At 69.9% G+C, this 20153-nt stretch carries 16 protein-coding genes; 6 read left to right on the top strand and 10 right to left on the bottom strand.

What is annotated here, in order from left to right:
• Positions 1 to 81: 81 nt before the first annotated feature.
• Complete coding sequence (locus ACLQ2N_RS15435; protein ID WP_425813126.1) at positions 82 to 948, top strand: Cof-type HAD-IIB family hydrolase; 867 nt, start codon at positions 82 to 84, stop codon at positions 946 to 948.
• A gap of 141 nt (positions 949 to 1089) precedes the next feature.
• Here ACLQ2N_RS15435 and ACLQ2N_RS15430 read toward each other — a convergent pair whose 3' ends face one another.
• The 5 genes from ACLQ2N_RS15430 to hisC form a co-directional block, all read right to left on the bottom strand.
• Positions 1090 to 2766, bottom strand: coding sequence for a GAF domain-containing sensor histidine kinase (locus tag ACLQ2N_RS15430; RefSeq protein ID WP_425813124.1), 1677 nt, complete (start codon positions 2764 to 2766; stop codon positions 1090 to 1092).
• Between the two features lie 113 nt (positions 2767 to 2879).
• Entirely contained in the window at positions 2880 to 6404 is a 3525-nt protein-coding gene (cydD, locus tag ACLQ2N_RS15425) for a thiol reductant ABC exporter subunit CydD (RefSeq protein WP_425813122.1), read from the bottom strand.
• 45 nt (positions 6405 to 6449) lie between these two features.
• Positions 6450 to 7451 (bottom strand): cytochrome d ubiquinol oxidase subunit II, encoded by a 1002-nt coding sequence (cydB, locus tag ACLQ2N_RS15420; RefSeq protein ID WP_425813120.1) that lies wholly within the window; start codon positions 7449 to 7451, stop codon positions 6450 to 6452.
• A gap of 16 nt (positions 7452 to 7467) precedes the next feature.
• Positions 7468 to 8976 carry a cytochrome ubiquinol oxidase subunit I gene (locus ACLQ2N_RS15415; RefSeq protein ID WP_425813118.1) on the bottom strand — a complete coding sequence of 503 codons (1509 nt, stop codon included), beginning with the start codon at positions 8974 to 8976 and terminating at the stop codon, positions 7468 to 7470.
• A 237-nt stretch (positions 8977 to 9213) separates the two neighbouring features.
• The gene (gene hisC, locus ACLQ2N_RS15410) at positions 9214 to 10293 is read right to left on the bottom strand and encodes a histidinol-phosphate transaminase (RefSeq protein ID WP_425813116.1); all 1080 of its coding nucleotides are present in this window, start codon (positions 10291 to 10293) and stop codon (positions 9214 to 9216) included.
• Between the two features lie 371 nt (positions 10294 to 10664).
• Here hisC and ACLQ2N_RS15405 point away from each other — a divergent pair, with 371 nt between their 5' ends.
• The 3 genes from ACLQ2N_RS15405 to ACLQ2N_RS15395 all read left to right on the top strand — a co-directional run bounded on the left by ACLQ2N_RS15405 (position 10665) and on the right by ACLQ2N_RS15395 (position 14007).
• Positions 10665 to 11777, top strand: a complete 1113-nt coding sequence (locus ACLQ2N_RS15405) for a LacI family DNA-binding transcriptional regulator (protein WP_425813114.1) — start codon at positions 10665 to 10667, stop codon at positions 11775 to 11777.
• Between the two features lie 175 nt (positions 11778 to 11952).
• Entirely contained in the window at positions 11953 to 13011 is a 1059-nt protein-coding gene (locus ACLQ2N_RS15400) for a metallophosphoesterase (RefSeq protein WP_425813112.1), read from the top strand.
• 183 nt (positions 13012 to 13194) lie between these two features.
• On the top strand, positions 13195 to 14007 hold the full coding sequence (locus ACLQ2N_RS15395; RefSeq protein ID WP_425813110.1) for a hypothetical protein: 813 nt from the start codon (positions 13195 to 13197) through the stop codon (positions 14005 to 14007).
• Between the two features lie 55 nt (positions 14008 to 14062).
• Here the strand turns inward: ACLQ2N_RS15395 and thiC are convergent, their stop codons facing one another.
• Positions 14063 to 15856 carry a phosphomethylpyrimidine synthase ThiC gene (gene thiC, locus ACLQ2N_RS15390; RefSeq protein ID WP_425813108.1) on the bottom strand — a complete coding sequence of 598 codons (1794 nt, stop codon included), beginning with the start codon at positions 15854 to 15856 and terminating at the stop codon, positions 14063 to 14065.
• A gap of 194 nt (positions 15857 to 16050) precedes the next feature.
• Between thiC and ACLQ2N_RS15385 the strand changes: the two genes are divergently transcribed.
• Positions 16051 to 17379: a YibE/F family protein gene (locus tag ACLQ2N_RS15385; RefSeq protein WP_425813106.1), complete on the top strand. Its 1329-nt coding sequence runs from the start codon at positions 16051 to 16053 to the stop codon at positions 17377 to 17379.
• 79 nt (positions 17380 to 17458) lie between these two features.
• Here the strand turns inward: ACLQ2N_RS15385 and ACLQ2N_RS15380 are convergent, their stop codons facing one another.
• The 4 genes from ACLQ2N_RS15380 to ACLQ2N_RS15365 form a co-directional block, all read right to left on the bottom strand.
• On the bottom strand, positions 17459 to 17896 hold the full coding sequence (locus ACLQ2N_RS15380; protein WP_018101854.1) for an SsgA family sporulation/cell division regulator: 438 nt from the start codon (positions 17894 to 17896) through the stop codon (positions 17459 to 17461).
• Positions 17897 to 17997: 101 nt separating this feature from the next.
• Complete coding sequence (locus ACLQ2N_RS15375) at positions 17998 to 18768, bottom strand: IclR family transcriptional regulator (protein WP_425813104.1); 771 nt, start codon at positions 18766 to 18768, stop codon at positions 17998 to 18000.
• 240 nt (positions 18769 to 19008) lie between these two features.
• On the bottom strand, positions 19009 to 19224 hold the full coding sequence (locus tag ACLQ2N_RS15370; protein ID WP_361028375.1) for a DUF5326 family protein: 216 nt from the start codon (positions 19222 to 19224) through the stop codon (positions 19009 to 19011).
• A gap of 129 nt (positions 19225 to 19353) precedes the next feature.
• On the bottom strand, positions 19354 to 19671 hold the full coding sequence (locus tag ACLQ2N_RS15365; protein WP_425813102.1) for a cupin domain-containing protein: 318 nt from the start codon (positions 19669 to 19671) through the stop codon (positions 19354 to 19356).
• Between the two features lie 68 nt (positions 19672 to 19739).
• On the opposite strand from ACLQ2N_RS15365, the gene ACLQ2N_RS15360 reads away from it, so the two are divergent.
• Complete coding sequence (locus tag ACLQ2N_RS15360; RefSeq protein ID WP_164399303.1) at positions 19740 to 20117, top strand: phage holin family protein; 378 nt, start codon at positions 19740 to 19742, stop codon at positions 20115 to 20117.
• Positions 20118 to 20153: the final 36 nt, after the last annotated feature.

Below are 20153 nucleotides of genomic sequence, written 5' to 3'. Positions count from 1 at the left end.
ATGTTCGGAGGTCAGAGCCGCGGGCTCTCAAACGTGCGACCCTCCGCACGCCCGTGCGCTTCCGTACGCGAGAATGTACGGGTGACCACCGTTATCGAGCAGTCCGCACCTGTCGCTCCCCGGCTGATCGCCACGGATCTGGACGGCACTCTTCTGCGCGACGACAAGACCGTCTCGGACCGCACGGTCCGGGCGCTCGCCGCTGCCGAGGAAGCGGGCGTCGAGGTCTTCTTCGTCACCGGCCGCCCCGCCCGCTGGATGGACGTCGTCAGCGACCACGTCCACGGACATGGTCTGGCGATCTGCGCCAACGGCGCGGCCGTCGCCGACCTGCACGCCGGTGGACGGCTGCTGAAGGTGCGGGGCCTCGAGCGCGAGACGGCCCTGGATGTCGTCCACACGCTGCGCGCCGCCGCGCCCGGCACGTCCTTCGCCGTCGAGCTGGCCACCGGTATCCACTACGAGCCCGCCTATCCGCCCTTCCACCTCGACCCGGGTGCCACCATCGCGGTCGCGGAGAAACTGCTCCGCGAGGAGACCCCTGGCGTGGGCGTGCCCGTGTTGAAGCTGCTCGCCAAGCACGGCGAGCTGGACCCGGACGAGTTCCTGGCGCTGGCCCGGGCGGCCGCCGGGGAGCGGGCCACCTTCACCCGGTCCAGCCCCACCGCGCTCATCGAGATCAGCGGGCCGGGCGTCTCCAAGGCCAGCACCCTGGAACTGTGCTGTGCCGAGCGCGGCATCGCGGCCGCCGAGGTCGTCGCCTTCGGTGACATGCCCAACGACGTGGAGATGCTGAGCTGGGCCGGCACCTCGTACGCCATGGGCAACGCCCACCCGGCCGCCCTCGCCGCCGCATCCGGCCGGACGGTCACCAACAACGAGGACGGCGTGGCCGTGGTCATCGAGCGCATCCTCGCCGAACGAGCGGGAAGCCTCGCGGGACGCTGAGCCGGGCCGGGACGTGCGGGCGGCCGGGCTCCCCGGAGCCCGGCCCGTCCCTGTAGCCGCGCAGCAGCGCTCACAGCGGTGCCTGCACACCACCGTCACAGACCAGCCGATGCCGTCAACGGGCTGGTCCCGCCGGGGTGCTCACAGCGGTGCCTGCCACACCACCGTCGTACCGCCGCCGTCCTCCCCGATCCCCTGCTCGAACCAGCTGGCCCCGCCCAGCGACTCCGCCCGGCGGGCCAGGTTCCGCAGACCGCTGCGGCGACCGCCCTCCGGCATGCCCACCCCGTCGTCGGCGACCGAGAGCCGCACCGCGTTCCGCCCGTCGTCCAGCGTGACGGCCGCGTCCACGACCACCTCGATACGCGCCGCGGCGGCATGCCGGAAGGCATTGGACAGCGCCTCCCGCAGCGCCGCGATCAGGTTCTTGGCCGTCAGCTCGCCGACCAGGGAGTCGACTGCCCCGACGAAGCGGTGGGACGGCTTGAAGCCCAGAGGCACGGCGGCCATGTTGATCTCGCGCAGGACCCGGGTGCGCAGCCCGGACGGCGCCTCCGCCGGCTCCTGCTGGAGCGCGAAGATCGCGGTCCGGATCTCCTGGATGGTCACGTCCAGCTCGTCCACCGCCCGGCCGACCCCGGTCTGCACCTCCGGCACGTCCGACCGCCGCTGCGCGCTCTCCAGCATCATCCCGGTCGCGAACAGCCGCTGGATGACCAGATCGTGCAGGTCGCGGGCGATCCGGTCGCGGTCCTCGTAGACCGCGAGGCGTTCCCGGTCGCGCTGGGCGTCGGCCATCATCAGGGCCAGCGCGGCCTGTGAGGCGAACTGGGTGGCCAGCGTCCGTTCCGTCTCCGTGAAGGACCGGTCGCCCCTGGCCCGGGGCATCGCCAGCGCGCCCAGCACCCGGCCTCCGCTGTGCAGGGGCAGCAGCATGCTCGGACCGAACGGATCCGCCAGTCTGGTGATCAGTCGGGTGTCGGTGGCCGAGTCGTCCACGAAGACCGCCTCGCCGCTCAGGAGCATGCCCACCACGGGGCTCTGGGCCGGAACGATCACCCCGAGCGAGTCGGCCGGATCGTCCGAAGAAACGGCGACGATCTCCAGGCCGCCGCCCTCGGCCGGCAACAGCACGATGCCGGCCGCCGCACCCGCGAGACGGCGGGCCTGCTCCGCGACGACCGTGAGCGCCTCGTCGGCGTCGCTGCCGGAGAGCAGCGCGGTCGTCACGGCGACGGAGCCGTCGATCCATCGCTCGCGCTGCCGGGCCGCTTCGTAGAGCCGCGCGTTGCCGATGGCGATCCCGGCCTCCGTTGCGAGGACCCGCACCAGGTGCAGGTCGTAGTCGCTGAACTCGCCGCCGCCGTCCTTTTCGGCGAGATACAGGTTGCCGAAGATCTCGCCCTGGACCCTGATCGGAACGCCGAGAAACGTGCGCATGAGCGGATGGCCGGGCGGAAATCCGGCGAACCTCGGATCGGTGGTCAGGTCCGCGAGGCGCAGCGGGCGGGGGTCGTGGATGAGGGCGCCGAGCAGCCCCCGGTGCCCGTCGGGCCGTCGGCCGATCTCGTGCGCCACCGGATCGGGAACGCCATAGGTGACGAAGTCCGAGAGCCCTTCGCCCTCCTCGTTCACGACGCCGATCGCGGCGTAGCGGGCGTGGGCCAGCTCAGCCGCCGTCTCGCAGATCCGGTCGAGCGTGGAATGCAATTCGAGGCCGGTCCCCACGGAGCGCATGGCTTCGAGCAGGCGCGGCAGCTGGGCGGTGAGCTCGGTGGACAGGCCCTGCAGGCTCCTGGCCGGATCCTCCTCAGACATACTGCGAGCCTAATTAGTCACATTTGCCCTGGAAAGTCGGACTCGTTTTTGCCCTGGAAAGTGGGACTCGATCGCGTTCTGCCCGGAAGAGAGCCCCAGCGGCGGGGCACAACCTACGACCACGCCCCCACGGCCACTCCCGGCCGCCCGGTGCTTTCCCGTTCGCGCGCCAGCATCCGGCGGAGCGGCCCGTCGACCGAGGCCAGTACGGCGTACGGGCCCCGCTGCACGATCGAGCCCGCCTCGAGGACCACCACCTCGTCCACGGCTTCGAGACCGGCGAGCCGGTGCGTGATCAGGACCGTCGTACGCCCCAGGGTCGCCGTCAGCAGGTCCGCCGTCAGGGCGTCCGCGGTCGGCAGGTCCAGGTGCTCGGCAGGCTCGTCCAGCACGAGGACGGGGAAGTCCGCGAGCAGGGCCCGGGCCAGGGCGAGCCGTTGGCGCTGGCCCCCGGAGAGGCGGGCGCCGTGCTCCCCGACGAGGGTGTCCAGCCCGTCCGGCAACGCGTCCGCCCAGTCGAGGAGGCGGGCCCGGGCCAGGGCGTCGCGCAGTTCGGGCTCGGTCGCGGCGGTACGGGCGAGCCGCAGGTTCTCCCGCAGCGAGCTGTCGAAGATATGGGCGTCCTGGGCGCACAGCCCGACGAACCTCCGCACGGTGTCGCCGTCCAGCGCCGAGGCATCCACGCCGCCGACCCGGTAGGTGCCCGTCCGCGCGTCCAGGAAGCGCAGCAGCACCTGGGCCAGCGTGGTCTTGCCGGACCCCGAAGGCCCTACGACGGCGATCCGGCGGCCCGCCTCCAGCGTCAGGTCCACGGAGGCGAGCGCGTCGTCGGCCGCGTCCGCGTACCGGGCCGACAGCCCGCGCACCTCCAGCGGGAACGGGCTCGCCGGCGGCGCGGCCGGTGCCTCGGGCTCCTGTACGGGCACGGGGGCGTCCAGCACCTCGTACACGCGCTCCGCGCTCCGGCTGACCCGCTGCCGGTACTGGGCGGCGAGGGGCAGACCGGTCACGGCCTCGAAGGCGGCCAGTGGGGTGAGGACGACGACGGCGAGTTCCACGCCGGCGAGCCGCCCGTCCGCCACGGCCGGAAGGGCCACCAGCGCTGCGGCCACCACGGTGAGGCCGGCGATCAGAGCGGTGAGGCCGCTCCCGAGCGCGGTCGCGGTCGCCGCACGCGACGCGATCCGGGTGAGGACCGCATCGGCCGCACGGGTGCGGGCCGCGCGTCCCGACAGGGCGCCCGCCACGGTCAGCTCGGCCGTCCCGCCCAGCAGGTCGGTGATCCGGGTGGCCAGCTCGGCGCGGGCGGGGGCCAGCCGGCGTTCGGCGCGGCGGGCGCAGGCACCGCTGACGAGCGGGACCCCGACGCCCGCCAGCAGCAGCCCCACGGCCAGGACCAGGCCCGCCTGGGGAAGCAGCCAGCCGGTGAAACCGACAGTCGCGACGCCCACGAGCACGGCGGTGCCGACAGGCAGCAGCCACCGCAGCCAGTAGTCCTGGAGCGCGTCCACGTCCGCGACCAGCCGCGAGAGCAGATCCCCGCGCCGGGCGCCGCGCAGTCCGCCCGGCGCGATGCGCTCCAGGCTGCGGTACACGGCGACGCGTAGTTCGGCGAGCATCCGCAGGACCGCGTCGTGCGAGACGAGGCGCTCGGCGTACCGGAAGACCGCCCGGCCGATACCGAAGGCTCGGGTGGCCGTCACCGCGACCATCAGATAGAGGACGGGCGGTTGCTCGGACGCCCGGGAGATCAGCCAGCCGGAGACCGCCATGAGCCCGACGGCGGATCCCAGGGCGAGGCTTCCCAGCAGCAGGGCGAGCCCGAACCGGGCACGCTGGGCGCCTGCGGCGTCCCGGACCCGGGTCAGCACGTGCCTGCGCGCCGACGTGGTCTCCTCGGGCGCTTCGTCCGTGGGCGCCGGCTCGGTCGGCAGGATGTCGCCGGGCACGCTCGCGGAGCCGGACGTCCTGGGCAGCGCGGCAGAGGCTTGCTGCGCCACGCCGGCCGAGGCTGTCAGTGTCACCACCCGGTCCGCGACCGGCAGCAGCGCCGGCCGGTGCACCACCAGCAGCACGGTCCGGCCCGTGGCCAGCCTCCGTACGGCCTCGACGATCCCCGCCTCCGTCTCGCCGTCCAGGCTCGCGGTCGGCTCGTCGAGCAGCAGCACCGGGCGGTCGGCGAGGAAAGCCCGGGCGAGCGCGATCCGTTGCCGCTGGCCCGCGGAGAGACCGGCGCCGTCCTCACCGAGCACCGTGCGCTCGCCGTCCGGCAGCCTTCGCACGAACTCGTACGCCCCCGCGTCACGCAGCGCCTCCGTCACCGCGCGGTCGTCGGCGGCGGGCCGGGCGAGCCTCACGTTCTCCGCGATGGTGCCCGCGAAGAGATGGGGGCGCTGCGGCACCCAGGCGATGCGCTCCCGCCAGCGTTCGAGAGAGACGTCCGCCAGATCGGTGGAGCCCACCCGTACCCGGCCCTCGTCGGGGGCTGTGAACCCCAGCACCACGTTCAGCAGCGTGGACTTCCCGACACCGCTCGGGCCGACCAGGGCGACCGTCTCCCCCTCCTCGACGGTGAGCCAGGTGGCGGCGAGCGAGGGCTCGGAGCGCCCCGCGTGCCGTACCGTCACCCCCTCCAGCTCCAGTCGCAGCGCTCCGGGAACCTCCCCCGTACCGCTCGGGCGGGGTTCCGTCTCCAGGACCGCGAAGACCTCCTCGGCCGCCGAAAGTCCCTCGGCGGCCGCGTGGAACTGCGCCCCCACCTGTCGGATGGGCAGGTACGCCTCGGGCGCGAGGATCAGGACCAGTAGACCGGTGTAGAGGTCGAGTTCACCGTGCACGAGCCGCATGCCGATGGTGACCGCGACAAGGGCCACCGAGAGGGTGGCGAGGAGTTCGAGGGCGAAGGACGACAGGAAGGCGACCCGCAGGGTGCGCAGAGTTGCCTGGCGGTACTGCGACGTGATCCTGCGGATGGATTCGGCCTGCGCCTTCGCCCGGCCGAACACCTTCAGCGTCGGCAGTCCCGCCACCACGTCGAGGAAGTGACCGGAGAACCGGGAGAGCAGCCGCCACTGCCGGTCCATGCGCGACTGGGTCGCCCAGCCGATCAGGATCATGAAGAGGGGGATGAGCGGCAGCGTGACCACGATGATCGCCGCGGATACCCAGTCCTCGGTCACGACCCTGGCCAGCACGGCCGCCGGCACGACCACCGCGAGACCCAGCTGGGGCAGATACCGGGCGAAGTAGTCGTCCAGCGCGTCGATCCCCCGGGTGGCCAGCGTCACCAGCGAGCCGGTGCGCTGCCCGCTCAGCCAGTCCGGCCCCAGCTCCGCGGCCCGGTCGAGCAACTGCCGGCGCAGTTCGGACTTGACGGCCGCACCGGCCCGGTGGGCGGCCAGCTCGGTGAGCCAGGCGACCAGGGACCGCCCGAGCGCGACCGCCGCGAGCAGCAGAAGCGGGGTACGCAGCCCGCCCGCTGTGAGCCTGTCCTCGAACCCGCCCACCACGATCTCGGCGAGGAGCATGGCCTGGGCGATGACCAGCGCCGCCCCGGCCAGGCCGAGAACCACCACGGCCACCATGAACAGGCGTGTGGCGCGGGCGTGGCGGAGCAGGCGCGGGTCGATGGGTTTCACGTGAAACATCCCTTGCGGCTCGGCTCGGTCGGGGTACTGACTGCGTCAGTGCGCCTCGGCGATGTGCTGGGTGCCGATCCGCTTGCGGAACACCCAGTACGTCCATCCCTGGTAGAGCAGTACGACCGGGGTGGCGATACCGGCGCACCAGGTCATGATCTTCAGCGTGTACGGGCTGGACGAGGCGTTGGTGACCGTGAGGCTCCAGGCGTCGTTCAGCGAGGACGGCATGACGTTCGGGAAGAGCGTCAGGAACCACATGGCGACCGTCGCCGCGATGGCCACGCCGGAGAGCGCGAAGGACCACCCCTCCCGGCCGGCCGCGATCATCGCGATCGCGCCGACCAGCGCCGCCGCGGCGACGACCATCGCGGTCAGGCTCCACCCGTCCCCGTTCTCGATCTGGGTCCAGACGAGGAAGGCCAGAGCGAGCACAGCCGTGACGGCACCCAGCTTCAGAGCCAGCCCGCGCGCCCGGGCCCGGATGTCACCGGCCGTCTTCAGACCGGCGAACACCGCGCCGTGGAACGTGAAGAGGGTGAGGGTGACCAGGCCGCCGAGGAGCGCGTAGGGATTCAGCAGGTCCAGGACACCGCCCGTGTACTCCATGTGCGCGTCGATCTTCACGCCGCGCACGATGTTGCCGAAGGCCACGCCCCACAGCACGGCGGGGATCAGCGAGGCCCAGAAGATCGCGTGCTCCCAGTTGGTCTGCCACTTCTCCTCGGGCCGCTTCGCCCGGTACTCGAAGGCGACGCCGCGCACGATCAGACAGAGCAGGATGAGCAGCAGCGGCAGGTAGAAGCCGGAGAACAGCGTGGCGTACCACTCGGGGAACGCGGCGAAGGTCGCTCCGCCGGCGCTGAGCAGCCAGACCTCGTTGCCGTCCCAGACCGGGCCGATGGTGTTGATCAGCACCCGCCGTTCCTTGCGGTCCCGGGCCAGCAGCTTGGTGAGGACCCCGATCCCGAAGTCGAAGCCCTCCAGGAAGAAGTAGCCGGTCCACAGGACGGCGATGAGCACGAACCAGACGTCGTGGAGTTCCATTTCTCGGCTCCCGCTCTCAGTAGGAGAAGGCCATGGGCCGGTCGGCGTCTTCGTGGTCGCCACCGATCCGGGTAGGCGGGTTGAGGTCGTCGTCCGTGAGCTCCGGCGGTCCGGCCTTGATGTACTTCAGGAGGAGCCGGACCTCGATGACGGCGAGCACCGCGTACAGCACGGTGAAGACGATCAGCGAGGTCAGCACCTCGCCCTGGGAGACGCCGGGGGAGACCGCGTCACGGGTCCGGAGCACGCCGTAGACCACCCAGGGCTGACGGCCCATCTCGGTGAAGATCCACCCCCAGGAGTTGGCGATCAGCGGGAAGAGCAGGGTCCACAGGGCGACGATCCAGTAGCACCGGGCGAGGCGCGGGCTCAGGGCCTTGGTCTTGAAGAGGACCAGACGCGGCACCTCGTCCTCACCCGTGCGCATCGCCTCGGGCAGCATGAACTTCTTCCGGGTGAGCCACAGGCCGAGGATGCCGAGGCCGAACGAGGCCATGCCGAAGCCGATCATCCACCGGAAGCTCCAGAAGGCGACGGGGATGTTGGGCCGGTAGTCCCCAGGGCCAAAGCGCTCCTGCTCCGCCTTGTTGATGTCGTTGATGCCCGGCACGTGCGAGTGGAAGTCGTCGTCGGCGAGGAAGGAGAGCACCCCCGGTACGGAGATCTCGACGGAGTTGTGGCCCTTGCTGACGTCTCCATAGGCGAAGATCGAGAAGGGGGCGGCGTTCTGCCCGTCCCACAGCGCCTCGGCCGCCGCCATCTTCATCGGCTGCTGCTTGAACATCACCTTGCCGAGCTGGTCACCGCTGACGGCGGTCAGAAGGCCGGAGATCACCACGGTGATCAGGCCCAGCCGCAGCGAGGTCCGCATCACCGGGATGTGCTTCTTGCGGGCCAGGTGGAAAGCCGCGATGCCGACCATGAAAGCACCACCGACCAGGAAGGCCGCCGTGATGGTGTGGAAGAACTGGGTCAGTGCGGTGTTCTGCGTGAGTACGTGCCAGAAGTCGGTGAGCTCGGCGCGTCCGCGTTCCTTGTTGATGCGGTAGCCGACCGGGTGCTGCATCCAGGAGTTGGCCGCCAGGATGAAGTAGGCGGAGAGAATGGTGCCGAGGGACACCATCCAGATGCAGGCGAGGTGGATCTTCTTCGGAAGCTTGTCCCAGCCGAAGATCCACAGGCCGATGAAGGTGGACTCGAAGAAGAAGGCGATCAGGGCCTCGAACGCGAGCGGAGCCCCGAAGATGTCACCGACGAACCGCGAGTAGTCGGACCAGTTCATCCCGAACTGGAACTCCTGGACGATGCCGGTGACGACACCCATGGCGATGTTGATCAGGAAGAGCTTGCCCCAGAACTTGGTGGCCCTGAGGTACTTCTCCTTGTTCGTCCGCACCCAGGCGGTCTGCAGGCCGGCGGTGAGCGCCGCGAGAGAGATCGTCAGAGGAACGAAGAGGAAGTGGTAGACGGTCGTCGTACCGAACTGCCATCGCGCCAGGGTCTCCGGCGCCAGAGCTAGCTCCACGTCGTCTTCTCCTTACGTCACCGCCGCCGCAGCGGCGATTTGTCCGTGAAATCCGAGGGATCACGGGAGGAAGCGGGACACGCTTGTGAACGCGTTCACATTCACAAGCAATTATGGCGCACACCCTTTCGAGCCCTTCGCCCGGGGTCCCCTGTGCCCCGCCGACCCCGCGCAGGGCATACAAAAGGGCCCCGCACCTCTCGTGAGGTACGGGGCCCGGCTGCCGGACGGTGCCGACTACAGCTCCTGGCGGAACGACTCCGTCACCTTCAGGAACAGATCGTTCGCCTCGCTCTCACCGATCGTCACGCGCACACCCTCACCCGCGAACGGCCGGACCACCACGCCGGCCTTCTCGCAGGCCGCCGCGAAGTCCAGGGTGCGCTCGCCCAGGCGAAGCCAGACGAAGTTCGCCTGGGACTCGGGCACCGCCCAGCCCTGCCGCGCCAGGGCCTCGGAGACCCGGTCCCGCTCGCACACCAGTGAACCGACCCGGCCGAGCAGCTCGTCCTCGGCGCGCAGCGAGGCCACCGCCGCGTCCTGGGCGAGCTGGCTGACACCGAACGGCACCGCCGTCTTGCGGAGCGCGGCGGCCACCGGCTCGTGGGCCACCGCGAAGCCGACCCGGAGCCCCGCGAGCCCGTATGCCTTGGAGAACGTCCGCAGGACCGCCACATTGGGGCGGTCCCGGTAGATCTCGATGCCGTCGGGGACCTCGGTGTCCCGGATGAACTCCTTGTACGCCTCGTCCAGCACCACGAGCACATCGCTGGGCACCCGGTCGAGGAATCGTTCCAGCTCGGCCCTGCGCACGACGGTGCCGGTCGGGTTGTTCGGGTTGCAGACGAAGATCAGCCGCGTCCGGTCGGTGATCGCGTCCGCCATCGCGTCCAGGTCGTGCACATCGCCGTCGGTCAGCGGCACCTTGACCGAGGTCGCGCCGCTGACCTGCGTGATGATCGGGTACGCCTCGAAGGAGCGCCAGGCGTAGATCACCTCGTCGCCCGGGCCCGAGGTGGCCTGCAACAGCTGCTGGGCCACGCCGACCGAACCGGTGCCGGTGGCCAGATGCGACACGGGCACACCGAAACGGTCGGCCAGCTCGTTCATCAGACCGGTGCAGGCCATGTCCGGGTAGCGGTTGAAGTGCTCAGCGGCTGCCAGCGCGCTCTCCATCACCCCCGGCAGCGGCGGATACGGGTTCTCGTTGGAGGACAGCTTGAACGCGGCCGGTCCGTCCGCCGATGCCGGTTTGCCCGGAACATAGGCGGGAACGCCGTCCAGCTCGGCGCGCAGCTTGGGGCTCGTCTCGCTCACCGCAGGTCCTCCTCGACCATCCGTACACATCAATACTGCTCACCTTATGAGGATTGGGCGCCGCTGCGAACGGGTGGACAGCGGATTCGTCCGGTGAACCCCGGAATGAGGGGGAGCGTGACCGGTGGTGGCGCGCGCCGGTGGCCCACTCCGTGGCGCGCGTCCCTCGAAAAGGTGAGTTGAGACCTCCTCGAGACCTTGCCCCCTCTACAGGCCCATCCGGCCAGACGCATGACACATGCCGATGTGGACCACCAACCACCTTGCTTCATAAGGCATTTCACGCCAGATGACCTTGCAGAAACGTGCCTGTCAACGCGTGCATATGCGATCGGGCCGATTCCCCGCCCGCCCCCTACTATCGGCTCGCCATGACAGCAGCAGGGAAGCACCAGGTGAGCCGGACGGAGACCCCCCGGCGCGGCGGCAGGCAGGGACGTGCCGGAATCCGGGATGTGGCCGCCGCGGCCGGCGTCTCCATCACGACCGTCTCCGACGCGCTCAACGGCAAGGGCAGGCTCCCGGACGCCACCCGCCGCCATGTCCGCGAGGTCGCAGAGCGCCTGGGCTATCGCCCTTCCGCGGCAGCCCGCACACTCCGTACCGGCAAGTCCGGCCTCATCGGCCTGACCGTGACGACGTACGGGGATGAACCTTTCACCTTCACCGAGTTCGCGTACTTCGCGGAAATGGCGAGGGCGGCCACCTCCGCGGCCCTCGCCCGCGGCTACGCCCTGGTCATCCTGCCGGCCACGTCGCGCCACGACGTCTGGTCCAACGTGGCACTCGACGGCACCGTCGTCATCGACCCGTCCGACCAGGACCCGGTCGTCTCCGAACTGGTCCGCCAGGGGCTGCCCGTCGTCTCCGACGGCCGCCCCGCCGGATCACTGCCCGTCACCGCCTGGGTGGACAACGACCACCGGGCCGCCGTGCTCGACCTCCTCGACCATCTCGCCGCCGCCGGGGCCCGCCGCATCGGACTCCTCACCGGCACCACCACCGACACGTACACCCGGCTCTCCACCACCGCCTACCTGCACTGGTGCGAGCGCGTGGGCCAGGACCCGGTCTACGAGTCCTACCCCGCCCACGACCCGTGCGCGGGAGCGGTGGCCGCCGACCGGCTGCTGGCCCGTCCGGACCGCCCCGACGCCGTCTACGGGCTCTTCGACCCCAACGGCACCGACCTGCTGGCGGCCGCCCGCCGCTACGGCCTGCGCGTCCCCGAAGACCTGCTCCTCGTCTGCTGCAGCGAATCGACGGTGTACGCGACGACCGAGCCGCCCATCACGACACTCTCACTGAAGCCGCGGAGGATCGGCACGGCGGTCGTCCAACTGCTCATCGACGCCATCGAGGGCATCGACCAGGACGGTCCGGTGGAACAAGTGGTGCCGACGGAGCTCATCGTCCGGACATCCTCGCAACGCCGCCCGCCGCGCACCACGGTCAGTGCGCCGCGCTCCCCAGCAGGGGACTGATCATCCTAATTGGGACCAATCGACCGACGAACCTGGCATGTGGAAGGATTTGCCACCCCTGGTGCGTCCCAGAGCACGATCTGCATTCCTATGATGGGCGCACGACACCGCGGACCAACCCGACCAGCAGGGCCCGTCAGGTGTACGGCGGCGCGACGGTGGTGTGGAGGGGTCGATGACACAGGGGGCCGGTCAGGAACCCGTGGTGCGGACGGCGACGTTGCGCGACTTCCGCGTGCCGCCCTATGCGCAGTCTCCCGCGCCGCCCGCGTCTCCTCACCCGGGGAACGCCTTCCCCGAGGGCGAGACGCCGGAGGGATACACACCGACGGCGCGCGATCTTCCCGTCATCAGCGTCGACAGACCCGCCCAGGTGCAGCCCGTGCCCGAACCACGCCCCGCAGCCGGCCCGGGCCTCGGCCCCCTCTACGTGGTCGGTGACGTCCACGGCTACCTGGACGAGCTGCTCGCCGCCCTCGCCGAACAAGGCCTGATCGATTCCGAAGGCCGCTGGGCGGCGGGCAACGCGCGGCTCTGGTTCCTCGGCGACTTCACCGACCGGGGCCCCGACGGCATCGGCGTCATCGACCTCGTCATGCGGCTCTCCGCCGAGGCGGCGGCAGCCGGCGGCTACTGCAAGGCCCTGATGGGCAACCACGAACTGCTGCTCATCGGCGCCAAACGGTTCGGCGACACCCCGGTGAACTCCGGCGCGGGTACGGCCACCTTCCAGGCCGCCTGGCTGCTCAACGGCGGGCAGAAGACGGACATGGAGCGCCTTCAGGACGTCCACCTCCAGTGGATGTCCCGGCTCGACGCCGTCGTCGAGGAGGACGGGCACCTCCTGATGCACTCGGACACGACGGCGTACCTCGACTACGGCTCCACCATCGAGGACGTCAATGACACGGTGCACGCCATCCTCACGCGTAACGACGCCGACGAGTGCTGGGACCTGTTCCGCAAGCTCACCAAGCGGTTCGCCTTCCGCGACGACTCGGGCGCCCAGGCCGTCCAGGAGCTGATGGCGGCCTACGGCGGCCGACGCGTCGTCCATGGTCACAGCCCCATCCCTTACCTGACCGGCGAGGTCGGCTCCGAGGACGGCGAGGACCGTGCCGGACCGCAGGTCGACGGGCCGCACGTGTACGCGGACGGGCTCGCCATCGCCATGGACGGCGGGGTGACCATGGCCGGAAAGCTACTGGTCGTCCAACTCCCCCTGCATGACTGACCAGCCTGCGGGGAAGACGCGTACCGGGCTGACCGCGCCGAGTACGGGGGCTATTTCCGGCAACCCTCTGTCACCCCGCGCCGTGCGCGCTCTACCATCGGCGTATCAGTAGCAGGCTCTCCTCCGTCTCCGCCCGAACTGCCCGGAACCAGCGGGCACACAGGCCCGACGGAGCATCGGGGGATGCAGATGAACAGCGCTCCGCACCTGCTGACCGAGGACCGGCCCGAGTACGAACGGCTCCTCGACGACGCACTGCGTCACGCACACGAACGACCGGAACTGGCCGCCGTCGGCGAACGCCTGAACGCCGTCCAGCTGCGCACCATGGCGATGGCGGCCGTCGCCCTGATCACCGCCACGGCCGCCGCCGAGTACGAGCAGTACGTGAAGGTCCGTGACGAAGCACGCGCCCCCACCCGGGACACGACCGCCGGCACAGCGCCGGACGGCCCCGGCCGGACGGGCGCCGGCGTAGGAGCGGTCGTCACCGTCCTGGCGCCGATGCTGGCGGGCACGGCGGCGGCCATATTCCTGCTGGTCGGCTACCTCCTGAAGATGCTGGAACCACCACCGGCATTCGCCCGCCCCATGGTGGACGCGGGCTGGTTCTTCGCCGCCGCCACGGCCGCCGCCATCCTCGTCGCCGCCATCGGCCTGCTCGTCGCCGCCGTGCGCAACGGATCGACGTCCCTGCCGGCCGGGGAAGCCCGTGCGCAACTCCCCGACGAAGTGGCCCTCGCCAGGGACGCCTGGCGGCAGGCGCTGCTGGAGCGCGGCATCGTGCCCTTCCTGCGGGACGCCCTCACCGAGCCCGCCACCGGCCCCGTGATCCCCGCCCCGCAGCGCCCGACGGGCCGCCTCCCCAAGATCGGTTACAGCAGACCCGACTTCGCCGGTCCGGGCGAGGGCCCGGCGGCGGCGCCGCGCCCCACGTACAGCAGCCCGGACTTCACCAGCCCCGACTTCGGCGGCCCGGAGCACGAACCGGACTGACCGCCACGGCCCCGGCGGATGGCGCCGGAGCCGTGCGCGAGCGGCCCGTCCCAGGTCAGTCGGCCAGCGGCAGGTAGACGCGGTTACCGCCCGCCGCGAACTCACGCGACTTGCGGAGCATCCCTTCGGCGACCTCCTCGGCCGTCGCCTCCGTGCCGTCCGCGCCGCCGAACTGCTCGGTGATCGTGTGGCTGATCTTCATCGAACAGAACTTCGGGCCGCACATCGAGCAGAAGTGCGCCGTCTTCGCCGGCTCTGCCGGCAGGGTCTCGTCGTGGAACTCCCGGGCCGTGTCCGGGTCGAGCGCCAGGTTGAACTGGTCCTCCCAGCGGAATTCGAACCGGGCGTCGGACAGCGCGTCGTCCCACTCCTGCGCGCCCGGATGCCCCTTGGCCAGGTCGGCGGCATGGGCCGCGATCCTGTACGTGATGACCCCGGTCTTCACATCGTCCCGGTTCGGCAGCCCCAGGTGCTCCTTGGGCGTCACGTAGCAGAGCATCGCCGTCCCCCACCAGGCGATCATCGCGGCGCCGATGCCCGAGGTGATGTGGTCGTACGCCGGCGCGATGTCGGTCGTCAGCGGACCGAGGGTGTAGAACGGCGCCTCCTCGCAGATCTCCTGCTGGAGGTCGATGTTCTCCTTGATCTTGTGCATCGGGACATGCCCCGGCCCTTCGATCATGGTCTGCACGCCGAACCGCTTGGCGACCGCGTTCAGTTCGCCGAGCGTGCGCAGTTCGGCGAACTGCGCCTCGTCGTTGGCATCCGCGATCGACCCGGGGCGCAGCCCGTCACCCAATGAGTACGTCACGTCGTACGCGGCGAGGATCTCGCAGAGCTCCTCGAAGTGCTCGTACAGGAACGACTCCTTGTGGTGCGCCAGGCACCACGCCGCCATGATCGAGCCGCCCCGGGAGACGATGCCGGTCTTGCGCCGGGCGGTCAGCGGCACGTACGGCAGGCGCACGCCGGCGTGCACCGTCATGTAGTCCACACCCTGCTCGGCCTGTTCGACGACGGTGTCCTTGTAGATCTCCCACGTCAGTTCCTCGGCCCGCCCGTCGACCTTCTCAAGGGCCTGGTAGAGCGGGACGGTTCCGATCGGTACGGGTGAATTGCGAAGAACCCACTCACGGGTGGTGTGGATGTTGCGGCCGGTGGAAAGGTCCATGACCGTGTCCGCGCCCCACCGGGTCGCCCACGTCATCTTGTCCACCTCCTCCTCGATGGAGGACGTCACCGCGGAGTTGCCGATGTTGGCATTGACCTTCACCAGGAATCGCTTGCCGATGATCATCGGCTCGGTCTCCGGGTGGTTGACGTTGGCGGGCAGCACCGCGCGGCCGGCCGCGATCTCCTCGCGCACCACTTCCGCCGCCACGTTCTCGCGGACGGCGACGTACTCCATCTCCGGGGTGATCTCCCCCCTGCGGGCGTACGCGAGCTGGGTGACGGGCCGGCCGTCCCGGCTCCGCCGCGGGCGGCGCGGCCGGCCGGGGAACACCGCGTCCAGATTGCGCAGCCCGCCCCGCGGCGCAGTGTGATTGAGCCCGTCGTCCTCGGGGCGGGCCGGCCGGCCCGCGTACTCCTCGGTGTCGCTGCGGGCGATGATCCAGTTCTCCCGGAGCGGTGCGAGGCCGCGCCGGACGTCCGTCTCGGTCGCGGGGTCGGTGTACGGCCCGGACGTGTCGTACAGCGTCACGTCCTTGCCGTTCGTCAGGTGCACCCGGCGGACCGGCACCCGGATGTCGGGACGCGGGCCCTGGACGTATCCCTTGTGCCAGCCGATGGACTTCCCGGCCTCGTCGCCCTGATTGGAGGCAGGCGTGCGTGTGTCCGATGTGGTCATGAGACCTACTCCCTACGCCGGCATTACCCGGTAACAGGTTCGGCGGTCGGCGCAGCGTCTCCCGTACAGCCGTACGGCGGTCAGCGCCCTCTCAGCCCGGTGCTCCGAGCTCCCGCGTGTGCAAAGGTGCCACCACGCTAGCCCCGGACGGGCGAGCTGAACAGGGGGCCCCTCCTTCTTGCGATGATCGGCCGGTGACATCCCCTCATCACGGCCCGGAACCGCAAGGCCATCAGCACGCGCACACGCACAGCCACGGCCCGGCCGCGCCCGTCTCCCTCCATCTGCGCAAGGTGATCGCCGCCGTACTGATCCCCTTCGCGACCGCCGTGATCGTCGGTCTCGTGGTGCTGTGGCCAGGTGGTGCGCCGGCGCACGAGCGGACCGGTGTCGGATTCGACCGGCAGACCCAGCAGGGAAAGGTGGTGAGCATCGTCAAGGTCGACTGCAAGGACGTGAACGCCGCCCAGCTTCCCGTCAGCGGCGAGACCCGACCCCCCGAGGGCCGATCCGCGTCCGGCGCGCTCTGCGAGAAGGCCACCGTCGAGGTCACCAGCGGCCCCGACTCGGGGCGCCGGTTCATCGAGGTCGTGCAGCCGGACGCGCCGAGGCAACTGCGGGCGGGCCAGGGGGTGGTGGTGGCGTACGCCCCCGACGCGCCCCACGACCTCCAGTACTCCGTGACGGACGTGAACCGGAAGTTCCCCCTGTACCTGCTGGCCGGGATCTTCGCCCTCGCGGTGGTGCTCGTGGGCAGGATGCGCGGGGTCATGGCCCTGGTGGCACTCGCCCTGTCATTCGCCGTACTGACCCTGTTCATCCTTCCGGCCATACTGCAGGGCTCGAATCCGCTGCTGGTGGCGGTCGTCGGGGCCGGAGCGATCATGCTGATCGCGCTCTACATCTGCCACGGGCCGACCGCCCGCACCTCCGTCGCAGTCATCGGCACCCTGATCTCATTGCTCCTGATCGGGCTGCTCGGTTCGCTCTTCATCGGCTGGGCGAGCCTGAGCGGGAACACGGACGACAACACCGGCCTCATCCACGGCCTGTATCCGCACATCGATATGAGCGGTCTGCTGCTGGCCGGCGTCATCATCGGCTCCCTGGGCGTGCTCGACGACGTCACGGTCACCCAGACCTCCGCGGTCTGGGAGCTTCGCCAGGCGAACCCCACCATGAGTGCGAAGCAGCTCTATCGGGCGGGGATCAGAATCGGCCGCGATCACATCGCCTCCGTGGTCAACACCCTGGTCCTCGCCTATGCGGGGGCCGCGCTGCCCCTCCTGCTGCTGTTCACGGTCGCGCAGAGCAGTGTGGGAACGGTCGCCAACAGCGAACTGGTGGCGGAGGAGATCGTGCGCACCCTCGTCGGCTCGATCGGACTGGTCGCCTCCGTGCCGGTGACGACAGCACTTGCTGCGCTGGTCGTCTCCGCGGACCGCACGGGGGTCGGCGCGGAAGCCGGGGCTTCGGCACCCGTGCGGAGCGGCAGGGGCCGGCGACGGCGGGCGCGGTCGTGACCGGAGCACACAGCGTGATTCACCCGATCGGCAGGTGCCGTGTTCGAGTGGCAAGACGCTCCCCGGGCCGCGAACCGCTTCAACCCGCGTTCTGCTCTTCGGCCAGAATGCGCCCCAACGCCTCCTCCAGATTGCCGTCGAAGTCGCCCAATGTGCACTCCTGCCCGAGAGGCACCAGCTTGTCCGTACGGTCGAGGAAGGCGACAAGAGGTGCCGTGCCTGCCCGGAAGAGCGCACGGTCGGCGCCCACCTGCAGCCGGATGTGCACATCGCACAGCCCCTCCGGCTCGGTCGGCGCGATGTGCACATCGCCGTCACCACTGGGGCTGTTGAGGCCGTCGAGCAGCAACTCACGGCCGAAGGCCCAGGTGACGGGGGCGTCGCCGGGCAGATGGAAGGTCATCCGGATCGCGTACGGATCGCACACTTCGTACCGGAGCTCCACCGGGATACGGAATGAGAGCTCCTCGGAGACGAGGAAGCTCATCATGACCTCAGCTTGAACCGACTCGCGCATCGTTCAACCCCGCAGTAGATGAATCTGGCCAGGAATGATCCCCCATGGCCCTATTGACGCCATCGTGGTGCACGCGATAGCAGATCACAAGGAGTGATTTTTCAGATACTGATAGAGAACACGAACGAACGCAAGAGGCTCGACACTTCACCGCGTAGTCGTTCGACTGCGGGCAGCAACCGGTCTTCCTCGTGGAGGGGGACCGAAATGGCCATCGCGGCGGCGGTGAATCCGGCCGTGATCGGGATGGCCGCGCAGACGGTCCCGAGCGCGTACTCCTGTCGCTCGATGACCGGTTCAGTACGCTCCAGCGACCGCAGCCGGGTGAGGAACGCCGCGCGGTCACGCACCGAGTACCGGGTCAGCGGGCGCACCGGGTGCCGGTCCAGGTGGTCCTCGCGGGCCTTCTCGTCCAGCCGGCTCAGCAGGCACTGGCCGATCGCGTGCGCGTGCCCGGTCTCGCGGAACGCCGCCCACTCGTCGACCGCCGGACGCTCAGGGGTGTCCGCCACAGCGAGGAGCTCGATCTCGCCCTCCCGGTAGATGGCGCAGTACACCGGGGCTCCCACGATGTCCCGCCAGCGGCCCAGCGAACGGGCCAGGACACTGCGGCGGTTCTGCAGGGCGCGGTCACCCATCAGCCGTTCGGCGGCGGCGCCGAACTGGAAGACGCCGTTCTCCCGGCGCAGATACCCCTCGTGGGTCAGGGTCCGCAACAGGTGGTAGGCGGTGGGAAGGGGAAGCCCCGCTTCCCTCGCGAGCTGTTTGGCCGGGGCCCCGTCGCGATGGGTGCCCACAGCCTCCAGCAGCCTCAGCGCCCGCTGCACCGACCCGATGAGCGTCGGAACAGGCGTACTCGATGCCGTGGTCAACGGTCACCCCCAGGCGTGGTGACGGGCGGTCAGCCCGCCCGTGGGGGCCGCCCCCACAGGTATGCCGCGGACCTGGGGGTCCGGAGGCCGGATCCCGTACAAACCACTGGTCGGGGTGGTGACTTACGGTGTTTTCCCAGGCGGCGGCAGAGGACTGTCACTGTATCGGCCGCCCTGTGACCGGGTGCCGATTCGCCCTCCCCTTAGCTCAGCTGGGCTAATCCCCCGTCGGGCGTGCGGTCACCAGCCGTTTCGGGAGGACGACGACATGAACTTGCGTACGACGAAGACGAGCCCACCGACCAGGATCACGAAGATCAGGATCTTGAAGAGCAGCCCGACGACGAAGGCGACCAGGCTGGCGATCAGACCACCGAACACGACGATCGCGACCACGGGCACCGCGATCCACTTCACCCACCAGGGCATCCCAGCGAATATCTCCCGCACGGCCATCGTCCATACCTCGTCTCTGTGAGTTCCTGCTTCGATGCTAGAGGCGAAAGACGGCTGCCGGAGCCCGGGAAGCCCTTGTCCTCCCCTGATCGAACCCTTAGGGAACCCTGGGACGCCCCGGCCTCGGACTCATCCCTCGGGCGGCGAGAAGACCACCATCACACGCAGGTCCTCGGTGATGTGGTGGAACTTGTGCGCCGTTCCCGCGGGTACGTACACGACGCTCCCTCTCCCCACCTGTGTCGTTTCCACGCCGACGGTGATCGACGCGCGACCACTGACCACGAAGTAGACCTCGTCCTGACCATGCGGCTGCTGCGGATCGAGGTCGCCGGCGTCCAGGGCGTACAGGCCGACCGACATGTTCCGCTCGCGGAGGAACTGCAGGTACGCACCGTCGTTGGCGGCCCGTTCCGCCTCCAGTTCGTCCAGCCTGAATGCCTTCATGGACCGTCCGCCCCTTGCCTCTGCCCAGCCGGTGTCCGCCACCGATCATGTCTGCCACGATCAGACACATGAAGAATTTCGTAGTCAAGACGATCGCCAACGCGGGTGCGCTTGCCGTGGCCATCTGGTTGGTCCAGGACATCACGCTGACCGGCGGCAGCACCGGCCGCAAGGCCCTGACGCTGATCCTCGTCGCGCTGGTCTTCGGCCTGGTCAACGTCGTGGTCAAGCCGATCGTGAAGCTGCTCACCCTGCCCCTCTTCATCCTTACGCTGGGCCTGATCACCCTCGTGGTGAACGCCCTGATGCTGCTGCTCACCTCGTGGCTGGCCGGAGTGCTCGACCTGAGCTTCCACGTCCACGGCTTCTGGACCGCCGTCCTCGGCGGCCTGATCGTCTCGATCGTGTCCTGGGCGCTGAACGTGGTCCTCCCGGACGAGGACTGATCCGCCCGGCGGGAAGCGACCCGCGTCCACCTGAGA

Source organism: Streptomyces sp. DT224, assembly GCF_049844595.1.
GTDB lineage: Bacteria > Actinomycetota > Actinomycetes > Streptomycetales > Streptomycetaceae > Streptomyces.
Note: the sequence above shows the minus strand (reverse complement) of the source record. Positions and strands in the feature narration are given on the sequence as shown.

What these genes read in the sequence shown, in the direction of transcription:
- cydB (WP_425813120.1), bottom strand. Translation starts at nt 7,451, where the DNA reads ATGGAACTCCACGACGTCTGGTTCGTGCTCATCGCCGTCCTGTGGACC.
- ACLQ2N_RS15370 (WP_361028375.1), bottom strand. Translation starts at nt 19,224, where the DNA reads ATGGCCGTGCGGGAGATATTCGCTGGGATGCCCTGGTGGGTGAAGTGG.
- ACLQ2N_RS15365 (WP_425813102.1), bottom strand. Translation starts at nt 19,671, where the DNA reads ATGAAGGCATTCAGGCTGGACGAACTGGAGGCGGAACGGGCCGCCAAC.
- ACLQ2N_RS15360 (WP_164399303.1), top strand. Translation starts at nt 19,740, where the DNA reads ATGAAGAATTTCGTAGTCAAGACGATCGCCAACGCGGGTGCGCTTGCC.
- ACLQ2N_RS15395 (WP_425813110.1), top strand. Translation starts at nt 13,195, where the DNA reads ATGCAGATGAACAGCGCTCCGCACCTGCTGACCGAGGACCGGCCCGAG.
- ACLQ2N_RS15400 (WP_425813112.1), top strand. Translation starts at nt 11,953, where the DNA reads ATGACACAGGGGGCCGGTCAGGAACCCGTGGTGCGGACGGCGACGTTG.
- ACLQ2N_RS15380 (WP_018101854.1), bottom strand. Translation starts at nt 17,896, where the DNA reads ATGCGCGAGTCGGTTCAAGCTGAGGTCATGATGAGCTTCCTCGTCTCC.
- ACLQ2N_RS15405 (WP_425813114.1), top strand. Translation starts at nt 10,665, where the DNA reads ATGACAGCAGCAGGGAAGCACCAGGTGAGCCGGACGGAGACCCCCCGG.
- ACLQ2N_RS15430 (WP_425813124.1), bottom strand. Translation starts at nt 2,766, where the DNA reads ATGTCTGAGGAGGATCCGGCCAGGAGCCTGCAGGGCCTGTCCACCGAG.
- thiC (WP_425813108.1), bottom strand. Translation starts at nt 15,856, where the DNA reads ATGACCACATCGGACACACGCACGCCTGCCTCCAATCAGGGCGACGAG.